This window comes from Spirosoma pulveris (assembly GCF_054781875.1).
The window spans coordinates 57,742-74,899 of the sequence record NZ_BAAGTO010000008.1 but is presented as its reverse complement, the minus strand read 5'-3'; the positions used below and the strand labels follow the sequence as shown (position 1 = coordinate 74,899).

Genomic DNA, 17,158 nt, shown 5'->3' with positions numbered 1-17,158 from the left:
TTTATCGGGTAAGGTTGAATGTACGCCGGATAAGCCGCTTGGCTACGGCAGGCATCAGCTGTTTGGCCCGGTGTGTCAATTCATGCGTCAGGGTGTGGCTGAGGAAGTAAGCGACGGGTTGATGATACGGCATCAGATTCCGGCGCACCAGCCGAAGCAGCTTTTTGTCGGCCACGCCATTCGCTTTCAGGTAGGCATAGTACCATTCCAGGAAAAACCGGCGCACCTGTGCATAGTTTCCCTGTCGAATCACCGTTTTAACGATCGAATCGGGCCGCTGCCGATATAAGTTATGGCAAGATGAGGAGATGTATATCGCTTCCCGAAGATAAATCTTACTCAGAAACGCCTGATCTTCGTAGAGCTGATACATGCCCGTAAATGATTCTTCAAAGCCACCGGCCCGCCGGATGGCCTCTCGGGTCAACAGCCAGGCGCAGGGACCGGGTGCAGCGCCCTTCCCCAGCGGATATAGCTGGTAAGCCAGCTGAGGAGGAGGATACAGCCGATCCGCGTCTGTACCAATTGGGGTAAGCTGGTCTTTGCCGGGTGGTGTTAGCCAGGAAGACCACTGAATGGACGCTTCCGCAATCAGGCCAGCGCCGGGATACTGTTGGTGGATAGCCACCTGAGCGGCTAATTTTTCGGGTAACCATACATCATCCGCATCCAGAAAGGCAATCAGGTTACCCGTCGCTTTTCGAATACCGGCATTTCGGCTGGCACTTAATCCCTTATTGGCCTGGTTCGCATGCGCGCAGTACTGTATTTTGTCAGGGAACTCCAGGCTGTAGGTCCTGGCAATCTGGGTACTTTCATCCTGGGAGCCATCGTCTACCAGGATCAATTCCCAGTGGATGTAGGTTTGCTGAATGACACTCGTGATCGCTTCAGCAAGAAATCGCTCTTCATTCAGAAAACAGATGACAATAGATACAAATGGGTGGGGCTCAGCAAGCATATGATTTAATAGCTCTGGCGGTGATAATAACCGGATAGTGAGGGTGCACATGCGGCACGTCGCTTTGGTGCAGCCATGCAGGGCCGTACTTTTTTACGAACGCTTTGACAGGGGCAGTAGCTGAAGAATCCAATAACTGAGATAGCGTTTAAGGTTGTACCGTTTTAACATAGCCAGCGCCGACTTTTTCATTTGTTTCGGAATTGCACCGGCGGGTTGAGCCAGGAGGGCTTCATAAACCAGTGTCCCGTAATAGTCCCGCCAATTGGCTCCGCCCTGTCGATAGGCCTTTCGTTCCTGCCGACTCCTCAAGGCGCTTACCTGCCTGGCCAGCACATGCAGCACACGATCTAACATCATGGGCACATTGGCCGACATATTACCCCCGTGAATGCGGTAGGCGGCAATGGGATGGGTATGGTGCAGCACCGGATGATGGCGGGCAATACGCAGATACAGATCGTAATCTTCGCAGGCTTTCAGGGAGGGGTCAAACCGAAACTGATCGAACAGTGAGCGTCGGTACAACACCGTAGCGTGCATCCCAATGTAGTTACATTGCAGCAGCTGGCAATAGTGATCCTGTCCCACCGGTATTTGCTCCCGGGCAAGCAGGTGTCCGGACGAGTCGACCTTGTCATGGGCACCCGAGACAAAAACAGCCTGGGGGTTATTCTGAAGTTGACGCACGTTGAACTCGATTCCATCGGCAAACAACCAGTCGTCGGCATCCAGAAAAGCCAGGTACTCGCCCTGACTTCGCTGCAAGCCCGTGTTGCGGGCGGCCGATAGCCCCTGGTTGGGTTGATAGACATACTGCACCTGAGGAAATTGACTGGCCACCTGGCGGGTGTTATCGGTTGAGCCGTCGTCGACGACAATGATTTCGCAGCGTAACCAGGTCTGTTGGAGAACGCTCTCGACGGCCTGAGCAAGAAATTGGCCTTGATTAAAACAGGGGATAACAACCGAAACCAGAGGTAAGGTCGCACGGGCTAGAGATGCCATAGGTAAACTATAGGCTGTGTGGAATAAATACTGAACGGAAAAATAGTTTTATATCAGGCGAACGCCATAGAATTCTGAGTGAACAGGCGTTTTATGAGTGAGTGGCACCGCCAGACTTGGTCACCGATCACTAACCTATTTGTAAATAACTCAAATACCAGGACGTCAGACAACATAGATACCTTTACCTGACGGAGTGCTTTCTTCGGGTTTACCTACCTATCTTCCCCTATTACAAACCCAGGCATTTATGCAGAGTATTTTAACTTAATATTACATTAATAAGATAATTAGTCCATTATATAAGCTATCAATTAATTATACGGTAACAAACCTGTATGTTATTGAACTAGGTTTACAACTCACCGGCCTGCTTCCCGGTAACCTGGTTGTACATGGTGTCAAACGCCTTGGTTTTTAAATTACTCAGTAGCTAAGTAGTTCGCTGCTCAATGGGTCTAAGCAACGCCTGTGCTAATTCAATCGTATCCGCCTGTACATCGCGGAGTACCATTTCAGCGGGATGTAAATCTAAAAACGACAGGCCTTGATAAAACTATTCCTACTCGTATTACAGAATAGGGTATACCCACAGGGCCTACCCGAAGCCCTGAACGACAAGTCTACGTGTTCGATACGATAATCTGCGGTATTTACGCTTGTTGAACGGAATTGGCTATTAATCAATATGAGCTTTTCTCGATGCGTGATGCTGATAGTGATCCCCGACTTATTTTATCAGTTTGGGCTATTACGAGACGACTAGACTGCTAAACCTGCTTTTTTCACGTACCACCAGGGATTAATCCATGAGCTGGGCAACTAAGGGTAGACCGTTAAGGTGTAGGAAGCCGTCAATTTTCCTCGCTGAGGGATTTATTTTTCTTCACCTTGGCTGCGTTCAGGCTACCGAATTTATAACTGAAGGTGGCTCGAACGCTGGAGTTATAAATGTACTGGCGAAAGTCCTGGTTAAACTGGGCAGAATTTAGAACAGAGGTAAAGCCCATTCCCTGGGTCAGAAAATTCTCCGCCACGAGGCCGATGCTGCCCCGTTTATTGGTAAAACTTTTTCGGGCGCCCAGCGAATACTGAGCGAAGCCAATTCGATAGCCCTGCAAAGCAATGTCCTTACCCCGGTAACCAATATTGGCCTGTAACACCCACCCTTTATCGAATTGCATCTGGGTATCCATACGGCCACCCCAACGAAATCCCTGATTGCTGATACTGGTCGATAGTCCATTAATATCCAAAGCCAGACCCTGAAGATAGCGGTACATAATATCGAGGTTAGCATTTACGCTCCAGCGGGGAGTCAGATTAACCGTGGCAAACAGATTCGTGCCATAATTGTATTCTTTACCCAGGTTGGTCACCCGCGTCACGACAGCCCCCACTAAGGTGTCCGAACGCTGACTAATCGATTGAATATCATCGGTGTTCAGTCGGGTGTAAAGCGAAAAGTTCAGGTAAGTTTTCTTGAGCTGGGTGCTGTAACCGATTTCGATCCGGTCTACTGTTTCAGGTTTCAGGTAGGGGTTGCCCACACGGATATTAAGGGGATTAGCCGTATTGAAGTTGGGGTTCAGGTCGTCGATAAACGGTCGGCGGATACGGCGTGTATACCCAAATTTAAGGCTGCTGCTCTCCCCCACTTTTTTGCCCACATTGATACTGGGCAATAAGCGCCCGTAGTCGGGAATTGAAATAGATGTGGGTTCACTCCCAGATGATGCTCCCGTCTGGGACACTCCTGTCTGGGACACTCCTGTCTGGGCCTGGATACTGGTGTATTCATAGCGTAAGCCAGGCTTCAGAACGATCCCACCGGGCAGGGTAAACGTGGTGGACAAGTACGCAGCGGCAATGTTCTGATCATAATTAAGCAAGCCCGACGGGCGGCCGGGATCAACGACAAAGTCGGTTGCCGGCCCGGCCAGCAGGTAGTTGTAGTCACTGGTTACCTGGCGAAGCGTGTTTTTTGCACCGAACTCCAACTGGAGCGCTTTACTGACTGGGGTTTGGTAATCGGCCTGAACGATAAATTCCTGGTTGGTGGCATCATTGAGGTTTTGTTGCCGGGTGCGGATGAGCCCCAGGGTATCCAGGTTGTTAGCCTCAAAGTTATTGGTCAAGTTATTTCGGCTGTACTGAGTTGAAAAGCTTAACTCTTTCGAAGACCCCTCATAGGTATGCAGGTAGTCCAAATTCACGTCAATTGAATTGGATAAATTCTGCGTGTTGACATCCCGTTTAGAGGGGACAGCGACGCGTTCGCTGGAGAGTGTGTTGGTTAGTTGATGTTGATCCTGACTTAAATTACGAATACCCAACCGGACCCCGCCCGTTAGCGATTGATTTTTCGCCAGATCATAATCCAATCCTAAGGCATACTGCGCAAAGGTGCCTTTGTCGAATGCGTCGATTCGCTGACGGGTCTGAACCGGTGTTGCCCCGGATGCCAAAAAAGTTGTTTGATTGAGGTCAGATGCTGACGGGTTATAAATGAGTCGACCATTGCCGTTAAGATTAAGGCCCAGATTACCTTTTCGGAAACTCCCATTTACTCCCAGCGTTGAATTGCGATTACCCGTTCCGCCGTCCACGTCGAGGTGCAGCCCCTGGAGTGTGTTCTTTTTGGTGATGATATTGATAATTCCCCCACTTCCTTCCGCATCGTACTTGGCGGATGGAGAGGTAATAACTTCCACCGTTTTAATCAAATCCGCCGGAATCTGCCGCAGGGCATCGGCCAAATTACCGGCCAGAATAGAAGATGGTTTATTATTGATCAGTACCCGCACGCTGCTACTACCTTGCAACGAAACGTTACCTGTCGGATCGACCGAAAGCATCGGTACTTAAAATGTCAATAGCGTCACCTCCTTTGGCCGCCACATCATTATCGGCATTATAGATTAGCCGGTCTACTTTGTCTTCAACCAGCGCTTTTTTTCCCGCTACGGTAACTTCACCCAGTGTACGCGTACTGGCAATCAGCCGAATAACACCAATGTCTTTTGTTTGGCCCTTGCTTAGAACAATATTGTCAACGGACCTGGCAGCGTACCCTAAAAATGAAATCAGTAGTTTGTAGGTGCCAGGGGTTAATTTGGTGAGCGAAAATTTTCCCTTTTCATCCGCCACGGCTCCATCCACTAACTTACCGCTCGTCGTTTCATACAGCGCTACATTGGCAAATTCAACCGCTTTGGTCATGGTCGAATCAATAGCATAGCCCGTAATTTTTGCGTTACCTTTCGGCGCTCCATCGGAGACGACCGTTTTAAGTTGATCGGCAGGGGGAGCCGCTGATTGGGCGGCCGCTTGACCGGCCAGTAATAAACTGAGTATCGTATAAGTCAGGTGTCGCATAGCGCTCTCTATTCCAGGTTGTATTCTTGGACACAAAGAGACAGGCTACCAAGGTAATAAGCTAAAAAATTGGCGCAGAAGGCGAATTTTCAAGGCTAAGTCCCTAAAATCGACCGCTGAATTAAATGGCAAACGAAGAATTCATGCCAGTACCAGGCAACAACTATGTATATGGGACAGAGGCATGGGGCCTGGTCACAACCAATAACTACGGCTACAACCTGACCCACGGAGAGACCGTTTCCCCTTCTGATCAATTCAAGCTAGCTCCCCCACGCCTGGTTTTACGTCGGTAGGCTCAGCGTGAAGGTGGTCCCCTTGCCCTCCTCACTAACTACTTCAAGACAACCTCCCAGCAGCTGCGCATAGTCCTTACAGATCACCAGCCCCAAACCCGTACCCTGATAAGCGGTGGCGTTGCGGGCTCGAAAGAACTTTCCGAATAATTGGGCCAGTTGATCAGCCGGAATACCGATGCCTTCGTCCTGAACTAACAGTCTTACGTCTTGTTCCCCGAAATGAATCCTTAAGGCCGGATTTCGGGTGGAAAACTTAAAGGCATTACTCAACAAATTCGATAAAATATGGCCCAGCAATTTTTTATCCAGCATAACCCCAACGGGCGTACCCTCCACGCTTAGATCGACCCGACGTCCATCGGGTCTTTCCCCGAAAGAAGCCATTACCAGCGTTTCACAAAACGATACCAGGTCCGTCTCTTCCGGGTTGACCTCCACTTTTCCGGCCTCCACTTTGCTGATGGCCAGCGTATCGCCAATTAACTCATCCAACGACTGCACCTTACTGGTAATGGCTTGCAGATGTCGGCCAATGACAAGCGTCACCTGATTGTGGGGAACATGGCCGAGGTAATGCTGAATCAACTCGACACTCAAACTAATGGCCGTCAGGGGAGTACGGAACTCATGGGAGGCCGTGGAAACAAATTGCGACTTTAGCTGATTCAACTCCTTCTCCCGCTTCAGCGACTGCTGAAGGATGCGCTGCGTCTCTGTTTGTTGAGTAGCCTGACGGCTTTGCTGGACCAGCTGGTCTTGAAGGGCGAGCTGGGTGGCGTGGATATGCTTCATCCGAAGCCGGTACAGCCAGGACAAGCTGCCGATCAGCAACAGGCTTACCAGACAGGTAAACCAGCCTGTTTTCCAGAAAGGAGGCTTAATGTGTAAATTCACGTAGGTGCCCCGCTGATTCCACACCCCATCATTATTCGAAGCGATGACCCGGAAGACATAATCACCCGGGTCCAGATTCGTATAGGTAGCTATGCGCTGGGTTCCGGCCTGGATCCAGTGCTGATCGAATCCGTCCAGTTTATAGGCATATTGATTCTTTTCCGAAATGGTATAATTCAGGGCCGTAAACTGAAAGCTAAGTACCGATTGCTGGTACGATAGCGTTAGTTGGCGCGTATCCCCGATGGGTCTGGTCAGCACCGAAAGACTATCCCCCACCCGAACCGACCGGTTGAATAGCTGAAAGTCCGTCAGATAAACCGGCGGAACGACCATGTTATCCTTTACCGAATCGGGATGAAACCGATTGAGCCCCCGTTGTCCTCCGAAGAAAATCTCGCCCTTTGAGCTTTTATAACAAGCCCTCTGGTTAAAGGGACTTTCCTGTAGGCCATCGCGGGCATCATAGTGGCGAAAGTAACCCGTTCTGGGGTCAAAGCGGCTTATCCCTTTGTTGGTACTTAGCCACAAGCGGCCCCGCTCATCTTCCAGGATAGCCTGAATCACCGCATTGGGCAGGCCCTGATTCTGCCCGTAAGCCTGAAACGTCTGCGTACGGGCATCATACCGGTTAAGGCCGCCATTCGTCCCAATCCAGAGTTGGCCGGTGGTACTTTCAAACAGGCAGTTCACCTGGTTATTACTTAAACTGGTGACCCGATGACTCTCCCGCTTAAATTGAGTAAACTGATTCCGGTCCGGGTGGAACACATTGATTCCGCTGCCATCGGTACCCACCCAGATATCACCCTTCTGATCTTCCCACAAACTGGTAATAGTGTGGTAGGTCAGCTGGCCGGCCTGGGTCGGATGCGGCTGATACCGGACCACCGAGCCCGTCGTTGGGTCGTAGCGAATCAACCCCTCCTCGTAAGTGCCCAGCCACATCATCCCTGACCGGGCTTCTAAAATGGTACTGATACTGAGCGGGCTAAAGTTCCCTTTTGGCTCAAAGGCATCCCTTACCGGATTATAGAGCCTGAGGCCACCTTTATAATGACCGGCCCAAATTCGTTTTCGGCGGTCTTCATACAGCGTAAGGACGAAGTTGTCGCTATTCGATGCCGCTAGCCGGCTCGTATCCTGATAGGCCTTGAAAACCGCTTGTCCTTTTCGAAGCCGGTTAATCCCGCCCCCATCGGTACCCAGCCACAAATCGCCCCGCTGATCCTGGAGAACCGTCAGGATATTATTATTCGTGAGCTTATGGGTGTTACCTGGTGAACGTTGATAGAGGGTAAATTTGAGCGGTGTTGTATCCAGTTTGTTCACTCCGCCGGAATAGGTACCAATCCACATGGTACCCAGCGGATCCCGGTAGAGGGAATAAATGGAGCCGCTGTTAAGCCCCCAATTCGAATCAACCTGATAGGCGTAATGGGAAAAGGTACCATCCGCATGGAGCAGATTGATGCCCCCATTCTGGGTACCAATCCAAAGGGTATGGTTATTGTCCTCGGCCAGCGCCTTGACATCATTGTGACTTAGCCGACCGGGACCCTGTAAATAGCGGGTAAACAGGCCCTTCTGCCGGTCCAGCAAATTTAATCCCTCTTCGGTAGCTACCCAGAAACGCCCGCTGGCGTCTTCCAGGCAGGCGCTAACCCGGTTCTGACTAAGTGAGTGAGCGTCCTGCGGATGATGAACGTAGTGCGTAAACGTTGAGCTGCCCGGATTGAGTTTATTTAAACCACCCCCTAAAGTACCCACCCAAACGATGCCGCTGCGATCGATCAAAACCGAGCTTACCTCATTATGGCTTAGACTACCGGTTAGATTCGACTGATGAACATAATGCGTAAATATTTTTTTCCGGATGTCGAACCGATCCAGTCCCCCGCCACCCGTTCCCACCCATAGGTTTCCATTGGCATCCTGCGCAATGGCCACTACTTTATTATGCGCCAGACTGGTTGTTTGATCAGCGATGTGCGTATAATTAGTAAACGTTTCCGAAATCGGATCAAATAAACTGAGTCCCCCATTATCAGTGCCTACCCATAAACGGCCCAGTTTATCCTCTACTAACGCATGCACATAACTATCGCTCAGGCTTGTGAGCTTAGAAGGGTCATTTCGATATACGGTGAACGTATAGCCATCAAACTTATTGAGCCCATCCCGGGTACCAAACCACATGAACCCTTTCCGGTCGCGTAAAATGCAGGTGACATTGTTCTGAGAAAGCCCCTCATTAGTCGTCAGGAAGGTAAATCGTGCGTTTGATGGCTGCGCTTGACTTCGCTGAGCAAACCAGCACAGGCCCACCAGTAGGCTGATCGTACGAACAAACATCGAAACGGTATGAGTACGGATAGAGTAGAAATATTCTCTAAATATAGTAACAATTAGGGGTTAAATATTAAAAAACGTAACAAAATGAACGTCTGATTTAGAAAACACAGAAAGCGGGGTGGGATGAATTGTAGTTAGCAGATAACCAGCTAGATGGCTAACTGAATGCACCGTATCGTCTACGGCTTATTTACAAAGAGTAAACGCGTTCACAAATACCAAATGTTGTCGTTCAATGGGCCGATTTTGAGTAGGACCGAGACGTCATTGGCATTTTTACCAGGGATCTTACATCAAAATGAGAAAAAAAATTCTTGTATTAGGGGCTAGCTCGGGGATTGGAAGAGCCATTGCCGAACGATTCGCCAAAGAAGGCTGGCAGGTGTTCCTGACGGGTACAGAGTCTGATCAATGCGATGCTGTACTGGATAGCCTGTCCGGAGAAGGTCATCAGGCGTACGTGTTGGATGTACGGAGCCAACCCGACATCCAGCAAATGGGGCAGCATCTTGAGCAGGAGTTTGGCCCAATTGATGCATTGGTCAATAGTATTGGTATTTCACAAAGTATCCCTCTCATCGAATCCGATTTCACTACCTGGGACACTACGCTACAGGTGATGCTTTATGGAGTTGTTCACGTTTGCCGATCCCTGGTACCCCTGCTTAAGGACGGCGGTCGTATCATTCATATCACCTCCATCCACCATGAACGAGTGGCCTTTGGCAGTTCGGCTTATGGCATGGCCAAAGCTGCGATTACCCAACTCACCCGATCGCTGGCCCTCGAACTGGCACCCAGACAAATACTGGCCAATACCATTGCACCTGGTTTTGTCGACACCCCCATGTCCAGAAAAGCTGACGGGCAAAATGAACTGGAAAGTGAGTGGTTTACCGACAATTATATCCGCTACGATCACCTGCCGCTTAAACGGGCCGCAAAACCTGAGGAAATAGCCGGTGTTGCCTGGTTTCTAGCCGGTCCGGATGCCAGTTACATGACCGGTTCTGTATTAACGGTAGATGGAGGACTAACCATTACATTTTAAAAGAACATCGATAAACGGTCGCATTGACGACATGGAAGCGCCTTTAGCTTGATGCGTGCGGATGCCCTATGGCCATACGTTGTCCGTAGCCAGTAAGCTTCTTAAAAATGAATAGGAAAATTTGTTTGTAAAAATATTTTCCTATTCATTTGCTATGGAAAATAAATCAAGAGTAATATTTTCCATGATACGCTCTTATGAAGGATGAAATTTTACAAGCTTCGCTAAACCTGTGCTTACAGCATGGCATCCGGCAGATGTCCATTCAGAAGCTCGTTGAGTCGCTCAACATTTCCACGAAAACGGTTTATAAGTACTTTAAAAATAAAGAAGAGCTTCTGGAAGCGGTGCTGTATCGCTACCACGGCGAGCAGTACCACATGCTGGAAAACCTCCCGGCCGGGGAAAACGCGGCCTGTCTCTTTTTTACGATCTGGCAAATTGCGATGGACCAGGAGTACCAGATCAATAAAGTCTTCTACGAGGATCTGCACAATTACTACCCCGAGTTAGAACAGAAGGTGAATGCCGTGATTAGTCAAAAATTTGAGCAGTACTTCCTGGTCGTTATCCACCAGGCTATGAACGAGGGAGCCTTCCGAGCCGACATTCTTCCCCAGGTTGCTTTGCAAAGTGTGCTGGTGCTTCATCAGGCTGCCGTTCGGGGCGAGAGGTTTAACCGGTTTGGTTTATCGGCCCAGTCCTTAATGATCCATACGACCGGCCAATACATCCGGAGTCTTTGCACACCCGGCGGGCTTCAGGCCGTCGACGAGCATATACAGGCGGTGCTGGCAACGCCCGTCGCGGTGCTGGCCACCGAGTAAAGGCATTGTCCGAATGAGTAACCGGTCTCTAGCCTTTTCCAACCTACTGGATAGCCTCTTTAACCCAACGGTAAACCAATGAAATCAGTCCATCTATTTTCGCTCCGTCATTTTTTTGTCTTACTGGGGGCGATGACCACTTTCCTTGGTCAGGCGCAAAACAACCTGCCCCAGCAAAGTGTGGCACTCGCTAAACAATACACCACCAAAGACACGCTGTTTAGTAAGCCTTACGTGGATAAGGATGAGTGGCGGGATAAACCCGTGCGACATCGCTATGTACACGGTGGTTTTACCGGAACGGACGCCCGTTTCTCATTTTACTTCCCGCCGAAAGAAACCTACCAGGGCCACTTTTTCCAGTACATCACGCCCTTTCCCGACGATGAAAATTTGTCGCAGGGCGCCACCGGTGAGGAAGACAAAATTGGCTTTTCGGTCTCGCACGGGGCCTATTTTATCGAAACCAATGAAGGCGGCAAGATCGACTTTGCCAAGCCACAAGCCCGGGATGCGAGCATAGGTGCCTACCGGGCGAATGCGGCATCGGCTCAGTATTCGCGGGTGATCGCGGCCCAACTCTACGGGGGGAAGCGTCCGTTCGGTTATGCCTTTGGAGGCAGTGGCGGGGCTTACCGTACGGTGGGTGGCATCGAAAATACGGAGGGCGTTTGGGACGGTGTCGTGCCCTATGTGCTGGGTTCACCCATGGCCATCCCCAACGTCTTTACGGCTCGGATGCATGCCATGCGGGTCTTGCACGATAAATTTCCTCAGATCATTGATGCTCTCGAACCCGGTGGCAGTGGCGACATGTATGCGGGGCTGAATCAGGAAGAGAAAGAAGCCTTGCAGGAGGTAACCAAAATGGGCTTTCCACCCCAGTCCTGGTTTGGCTATAAGACGATGGGTATCCATGGATTTCTGGTGCTGTACAAAAGTATTGTCGGCATTGATCGGGCCTATTTCGACAAGGATTTCTGGAATACGCCCGGCTATTTGGGAGCCACCGCACCAGCCTCCCTCCTGAAAGCACGTATTCAGCAGGTCAGTACCATAAAGGCCGGTGTCACTAGTGACCAGGCGGTAGCGTTAGGTTTAACGAAGGCGATGTCAGCGCAGGACCGGGGCACGGCCGATGCCGCCTGGAAAAGCCTGGGCGGGGTCGAAGGCGCTATGCCCGTTGGCTTTCAACTACAAAACCAATTACCCGATATTGACTTTTTAGGAGGAGACCTGCTCATTAAAAGCGGGGCCGCAGCTGGAAAGAGCCTGCAGCTAACCAAAATTTCGGGCGACCGGGTCGTTCTTGGCCCGGTCGATCCGGCCATACTGGCTCTGGTGAAACCGGGCGACAGCGTCCAGGTAGACAATTCGAACTTCCTGGCGGTACAAACTTATCACCGGCATCAGGTACCCGACAAAGCGTACTCCGTATACGACCAGTTTCGGGATGCTTCCGGGAAACCGATTTACCCCCAGCGCCCCATGCTCCTGGGCCCTATCTTTACCCGGGGAGCGGCTGGTGTATTGCCAACAGGTAAGTTCACTGGAAAGATGATTTTACTCGAATCCCGCTGGGATCGGGAAGCGTTTGCGTGGCAGGCGGATTGGTACCGTGCCCGCGTGAAGGAGAATTTAGGCGACAAAACCGATCAGAATTTCCGACTCTGGTACACCGACCACGCCCTGCACGGGGACGTGGCCATTGAAGATGACCCCACCCGGACGGTTAGTTATCTGGGTGTCCTTCAGCAGGCATTGCTGGATTTGAGTGCCTGGGTGGAGAAAGGCATCGAACCGGCCTCTACTACCCGCTATACGATCGTTGACGGACAGGTCGTCATTCCGGCAACGGCAGACGAGCGCGGAGGTATTCAGCCGGTAGTCAACGTGTTGGCCAATGGCGGAAAACGAGCTGTGGTGAAAGTGGGGCAAGCGGTTCGCTTCACCGCCGAAATAGCCGTGCCCAAAAACAAGGGTAAAGTCGTGAAAGCGGTCTGGAATTTCGAGGGGTTACCAAGTGGCTTCACCATAAGTGATCTTCATGGCTGGAACTTCGACAGTTCGGATGTCTTCCCCGTACCGGCCCGGCTCAAGTCGTCCGACAAAACCGGTTCCTCTGTGCAAGTCACCTCTACGTACACCTTTACCAAACCCGGCACCTACTTCCCAACCCTTCGCGTCGCGGCTCAACGGGAGGGCGATGCAAAAACCCGCTTTACCCGCATCCAGAATCTGGACCGCGTCCGGGTCATTGTCGAATAAGACCCAGACTTTTCTATCTAAGAAAACTTATTACACGCTAACCAATAGTTGCTATGAAAAACGTAAGTATCCTTATTCTGTTCCTGATCGTTGGCATTGCTCAGGCTGGTTTTTCGCAAACGACGCCCCCTGCTGATTTCTTTGCGGGTAAATGGGAAATCAGTGCCGTCGGAACCCCCGTTGGCGATGTAAAATTTACGACGGACTTAGTCCGCAAGGCGGGTAAACTGACGGGTGAATTAACAAATACGACGGATCCTGGCCAGGCCAAACGCCCCCTCATCCGGGTCGAGGAGAAAGGCGATAAAATGGTGATGTACTTTGAGTCATCTCAGGGAGGGGAAATTCCTATTGACCTCACTAAAGTAGATAACGATACCCTAAAAGGTACCTTATCTACATTCGACGCGACGGCCAAACGGCTCAAACCCTAACGGAAAGTTGCCCTGCTTTCCCACGTCCAATGCCTGGTCAACTCACCAGTAAACCCGTAAAAAAATGTCATTTTCCCGCAACGTATCCCGCACCGAATTCCTCCGTACCAGTGCCTTGGCCCTTTCCCTACCGTTCCTGAGTAAGGTCGATGTTGCCGCTAAACCGATGAAAAAAGTGGGCCTGCAACTCTATACTCTCCGCAACGAGTTGAGTAAAGACCCCGAAGGGACGCTAAAAAAAGTAGCTGAAATTGGCTACAAAGAAGTAGAAACGTTTGGCTACGCGAATGGTAAATTCCTGGGCAAAACGCCGGGTGAATTCAAGTCGTTTTTGAGTGGACTGGGTCTTTCGACGCCCAGTGGTCACTATATGCCCAACAACCTTAAAAAGGATTGGAGCATGGTTGTTGACCATGCGGCCGAAGCCGGTCAAAAATACATGATGTGTGCGTTTCTGTTTCCCCAGGATCGCAAAACCGTCGATGACTACAAAAAATTGGGGGAGCTATTCAACCAGTCAGGAGAAGTGTGCCGGAAAGCAGGCATTCAGTTTGGCTACCACAACCACGATTTTGAGTTTCAACCGCTGGACGGTCAGTTGCCGTACGATTTGCTACTGAAAGAAACGGACCCCAGGCTGGTAAAAATGGAACTGGACCTGTACTGGGCTACCCATGCTGGCATTGACCCGCTGGAGTTGTTCAAAAAGAATCCGGGTCGTTTCCCGCTGGTACACCTGAAAGATATGGCAAAGACCCAGAAGCGGGAGTTTGCCGAGATAGGAACCGGCACCCTTGACTTTCAGCGCATCCTGGATGCCCGCAAACTGGCTGGTATTGAGCACTACTTTGTCGAACAGGATGCCGTTACCAAAGGCACCCCACTGGAAGCCATTGCCATTAGCTTTCAAAACGCACAAAAACTTCGGGTGTAACCTTTCCTGTTAGCGGGAAAGAAAAGCTTATATCAATCATTGACCCAATGCTTGCAGCTACGCCGTCTCAGCCCAATCGCTGAGCAATCCTGAACAACCGTAACCCGGCAAATGCCCTAAACCGAGGCTTTGCTGGAAAAAGTAGTCAATATCGATAGCGGCACGCTCAACCTCGAAGGCGTCCATAACGTAGACAAGCTCATGGTCGCTGAGTTAGACATGCTAGGCTTTAAAACCGAGTGGGTGTCGCTGTTTACGAAGCGGTTCAGATTGTCAATGAGTTTCGTTGCAACCTATCCATGAAGAAAATCTCACGTCTCCATTGGTGTTAAAGGTATGATGGCAGCAACTAAAACGCCTTACAAATCACTTGGTTTAAACCCCGTTCAGCACATAATAGGTAGGTGTTTGCCCGTACACTTCTTTAAAAGCCGTGGCAAAGTTGGTTGGATGCTCAAAACCGACCAGGTAGGCCGTTTCAGAGACACCATGCCCTGCTTTCAGCAATTCTTTCGAACGATTCAGCCTATACGTTCTAATCAGCCGGGCGGGGCTTACCCCTACCAGCGTACTCAGTTTGCGCGTCAGCGTGCGTACGCTCATTGCCACTTCTTCGGCCAGCGACTCCGCCCGGAAAGTAGATTCGTCCAGGTGCGCTTCGATAATCTCATAGAGCTTTTTCAGAAAAGTATCCTGGCCAGCCAGCCGTTCCGCCGATTCTGCTTCCAGAGGAGTCGCTTTTTCGTCAGGATTATTCAACTGCCGCTGATAATAGCCCTGCAACTTCTGCTGTCGTCGCAGCAGGTTACGCAGCCGCAACTGCAATTCGGTTAAGTCGAAGGGCTTGGTCAGGTAATCGTCGGCTCCTTCGCGCAAGCCTTCCTGGCGGTGCTGAACTGCCGTCCGGGCGGTCAGCAGAATCACAGCGATATGGTTGGTTTCGATGTTAGCCTTCAGGGCATGGGCAAGCTGGAAGCCATCCATTTCGGGCATCATCACATCCGATACCACAATGTCGGGCAACTCACGCAGGGCTATCTCCAGCCCCTGTTGGCCATTCGCGGCCGTCAGCACCCGGTATTGACTCATAAGTGATTCGGCGATGAACGTTACTAATTCAACATTGTCTTCTACCAACAAAATCAGGGGCTGAGTCAGATCGTCGTGCTCGTAGGTGGTTACCGAAACAGCCTCCCAGGGAGGCAGACTAGGCTGCGGTTGAAGGGCCGGCTTAGTCCGATTGGTACTGATTACCTTCTGAATGGGCAGTTCTACCGTGAAGGTCGTACCCTTTCCAGACTGGCTTTCGACCGATAGCTGACCTCCCAGCCGACGTGTGAGCTCATAGGCCAGAGCCAGACCAATACCCGACCCTTCGTAAGCTCGGGTATTGGAGGCATCTACCTGGTAAAACCGATCGAAAATACGACTTTGGTGTTCGGCCGGTATGCCAATACCGGTGTCGGCGACTGTTAGTAGTAACTGTTGCTGGCCAACCATGCAGGTCACTTCTATTTTCCCGTTGGCGGGTGTAAACTTGATGGCGTTGGAGACCAGATTACTCAGGATTTTCTGCCATTTATCGGCGTCGAAAAGGATTTCCTGCTGGCGAACGTTGCAGCTAAAACTCAGCACGAGTTGTTTCTGGTCAGCCATTACACCAAAGGAGTTGACCATTTCTTCCAGAAAAGTGATGATGTCGCCCGGTAACTCATTTACCGGCAACCGGTTTGCTTCCAGTTTGGCCAGGTCAAGCAGCTGATTAATCAGCGTGAGCAGTTGGTAGGCGTTGCGCCGAACGGTGAGCAGGCTCCGGCGGGTCGACTCATCGAAGCGGGGGTTCTGCAACAAGTGGTCCACGGGAGCCAGAATCAATGAGAGCGGAGTCCGAAATTCATGGGTAATGTTGTCGAAAAAGCGGGCTTTGAGTTCGGCGACAGCCTTGTCATGAATCGAACTCCGCAATTGCCGCACATACTGGGCAGTTTTATCGATAGTCAGTTCCAGATCGTGGAAGTCGATGGGTTTCATCACGAAATCGAAGGCGCCCCGGTTCATGGCTGTCCGGACATTGGTCAGATCGCCATAAGCCGACACCATCACAGCCCGGCTATTGGGAACCAGTTCGGGAAGTTGGCTGAGTAGGGTAAGCCCGTTGATGTCAGGCATGTTAATATCCAACAGGAGTACGTCTATTTCCGGTTCATTGCTCAGCATGGCCAGCGCTTGTTGTCCACTTAACGCAAAGCGGAACGTATAATCGCCAGCCTTGATTTTCCGACGAAAACGCTGTTGCATCAGGGGTTGTAAACTGACTTCGTCATCAACGACCAGGATGGTAGTACTCATGGGATCAGGGAGTAGGAAGGGACTATGATTAGGCGTATTCGATCAATTTCTGTTTCAGATAGGCAAAATCAAGGGGTTTGGTCAGGAAATCGTTGGCCCCAAATTGAGCAGCTAACTGCCGATTTTGGGTATCGCCATAAGCGGTAATCATAACGACGGCGGGTGGGCGTTGTGGATAAATGAGTCGAATTCGACGCAGGAGTTCCAGTCCGCTTATGCCAGGCATGTTGATATCGGACAGGATCAGAATAAGCTCAGAATCGGCCAGCTTCATCAGTGCTTCTTCACCAGAATGGGCAAAAGTCAGGTGAATGAGTCCCTGGCTGATTTCGCGTCGTAAGCGTTGTTCAAAAAGGGGTTGAATCTGGACTTCATCATCTACGACCAAGATATTCATAAT

The 17,158-nt window shown here is 50.7% G+C and carries 14 protein-coding genes; 6 read left to right on the top strand and 8 right to left on the bottom strand.

Translation table 11 applies throughout. From position 1 onward, the window contains the following. Position 1 precedes the first annotated feature (1 nt). From ACYVJM_RS23250 to ACYVJM_RS23235, 4 genes are all read right to left on the bottom strand, one after another. Positions 2–961, bottom strand: coding sequence for a glycosyltransferase (locus tag ACYVJM_RS23250; RefSeq protein WP_461150633.1), 960 nt, complete (start codon positions 959–961; stop codon positions 2–4). Positions 962–1,054: 93 nt separating this feature from the next. After that, positions 1,055–1,969, bottom strand: coding sequence for a glycosyltransferase (locus ACYVJM_RS23245; RefSeq protein ID WP_461150632.1), 915 nt, complete (start codon positions 1,967–1,969; stop codon positions 1,055–1,057). A gap of 854 nt (positions 1,970–2,823) precedes the next feature. Continuing rightward, on the bottom strand, positions 2,824–4,827 hold the full coding sequence (locus tag ACYVJM_RS23240) for a TonB-dependent receptor domain-containing protein (RefSeq protein WP_461150631.1): 2,004 nt from the start codon (positions 4,825–4,827) through the stop codon (positions 2,824–2,826). Next, the gene (locus ACYVJM_RS23235) at positions 4,802–5,347 is read right to left on the bottom strand and encodes a carboxypeptidase regulatory-like domain-containing protein (protein ID WP_461150630.1); all 546 of its coding nucleotides are present in this window, start codon (positions 5,345–5,347) and stop codon (positions 4,802–4,804) included. The genes ACYVJM_RS23240 and ACYVJM_RS23235 overlap by 26 nt, the downstream gene beginning before the upstream one ends. A gap of 125 nt (positions 5,348–5,472) precedes the next feature. On the opposite strand from ACYVJM_RS23235, the gene ACYVJM_RS23230 reads away from it, so the two are divergent. Then, positions 5,473–5,643: a hypothetical protein gene (locus ACYVJM_RS23230; RefSeq protein ID WP_461150629.1), complete on the top strand. Its 171-nt coding sequence runs from the start codon at positions 5,473–5,475 to the stop codon at positions 5,641–5,643. Here the strand turns inward: ACYVJM_RS23230 and ACYVJM_RS23225 are convergent. Beyond that, positions 5,632–8,895 (bottom strand): two-component regulator propeller domain-containing protein, encoded by a 3,264-nt coding sequence (locus ACYVJM_RS23225; protein ID WP_461150628.1) that lies wholly within the window; start codon positions 8,893–8,895, stop codon positions 5,632–5,634. The genes ACYVJM_RS23230 and ACYVJM_RS23225 overlap by 12 nt on opposite strands. A 298-nt stretch (positions 8,896–9,193) precedes the next feature. Between ACYVJM_RS23225 and ACYVJM_RS23220 the strand changes: the two genes are divergently transcribed. The 5 genes from ACYVJM_RS23220 (at position 9,194) to ACYVJM_RS23200 (ending at position 14,409) form a co-directional block, all read left to right on the top strand. Beyond that, a complete protein-coding gene (locus ACYVJM_RS23220) occupies positions 9,194–9,946 on the top strand; it encodes an SDR family NAD(P)-dependent oxidoreductase (protein WP_461150627.1) in 753 nt (250 codons plus the stop codon). Between the two features lie 197 nt (positions 9,947–10,143). Continuing rightward, on the top strand, positions 10,144–10,773 hold the full coding sequence (locus ACYVJM_RS23215) for a TetR/AcrR family transcriptional regulator (protein ID WP_461150626.1): 630 nt from the start codon (positions 10,144–10,146) through the stop codon (positions 10,771–10,773). Between the two features lie 78 nt (positions 10,774–10,851). Continuing rightward, positions 10,852–13,041: a hypothetical protein gene (locus ACYVJM_RS23210; protein ID WP_461150625.1), complete on the top strand. Its 2,190-nt coding sequence runs from the start codon at positions 10,852–10,854 to the stop codon at positions 13,039–13,041. A 53-nt stretch (positions 13,042–13,094) separates the two neighbouring features. Further along, a complete protein-coding gene (locus tag ACYVJM_RS23205; protein ID WP_461150624.1) occupies positions 13,095–13,475 on the top strand; it encodes a hypothetical protein in 381 nt (126 codons plus the stop codon). 64 nt (positions 13,476–13,539) lie between these two features. Next, entirely contained in the window at positions 13,540–14,409 is an 870-nt protein-coding gene (locus tag ACYVJM_RS23200; protein WP_461150623.1) for a sugar phosphate isomerase/epimerase family protein, read from the top strand. A gap of 57 nt (positions 14,410–14,466) precedes the next feature. Here the strand turns inward: ACYVJM_RS23200 and ACYVJM_RS23195 are convergent, their stop codons facing one another. From ACYVJM_RS23195 to ACYVJM_RS23185, 3 genes are all read right to left on the bottom strand, one after another. Beyond that, positions 14,467–14,595, bottom strand: coding sequence for a hypothetical protein (locus ACYVJM_RS23195; protein ID WP_461150622.1), 129 nt, complete (start codon positions 14,593–14,595; stop codon positions 14,467–14,469). A 189-nt stretch (positions 14,596–14,784) separates the two neighbouring features. Further along, entirely contained in the window at positions 14,785–16,758 is a 1,974-nt protein-coding gene (locus tag ACYVJM_RS23190) for a hybrid sensor histidine kinase/response regulator transcription factor (RefSeq protein ID WP_461150621.1), read from the bottom strand. Between the two features lie 28 nt (positions 16,759–16,786). Beyond that, entirely contained in the window at positions 16,787–17,155 is a 369-nt protein-coding gene (locus tag ACYVJM_RS23185; protein WP_461150620.1) for a response regulator, read from the bottom strand. Between the last annotated feature and the right edge of the window lie 3 nt (positions 17,156–17,158).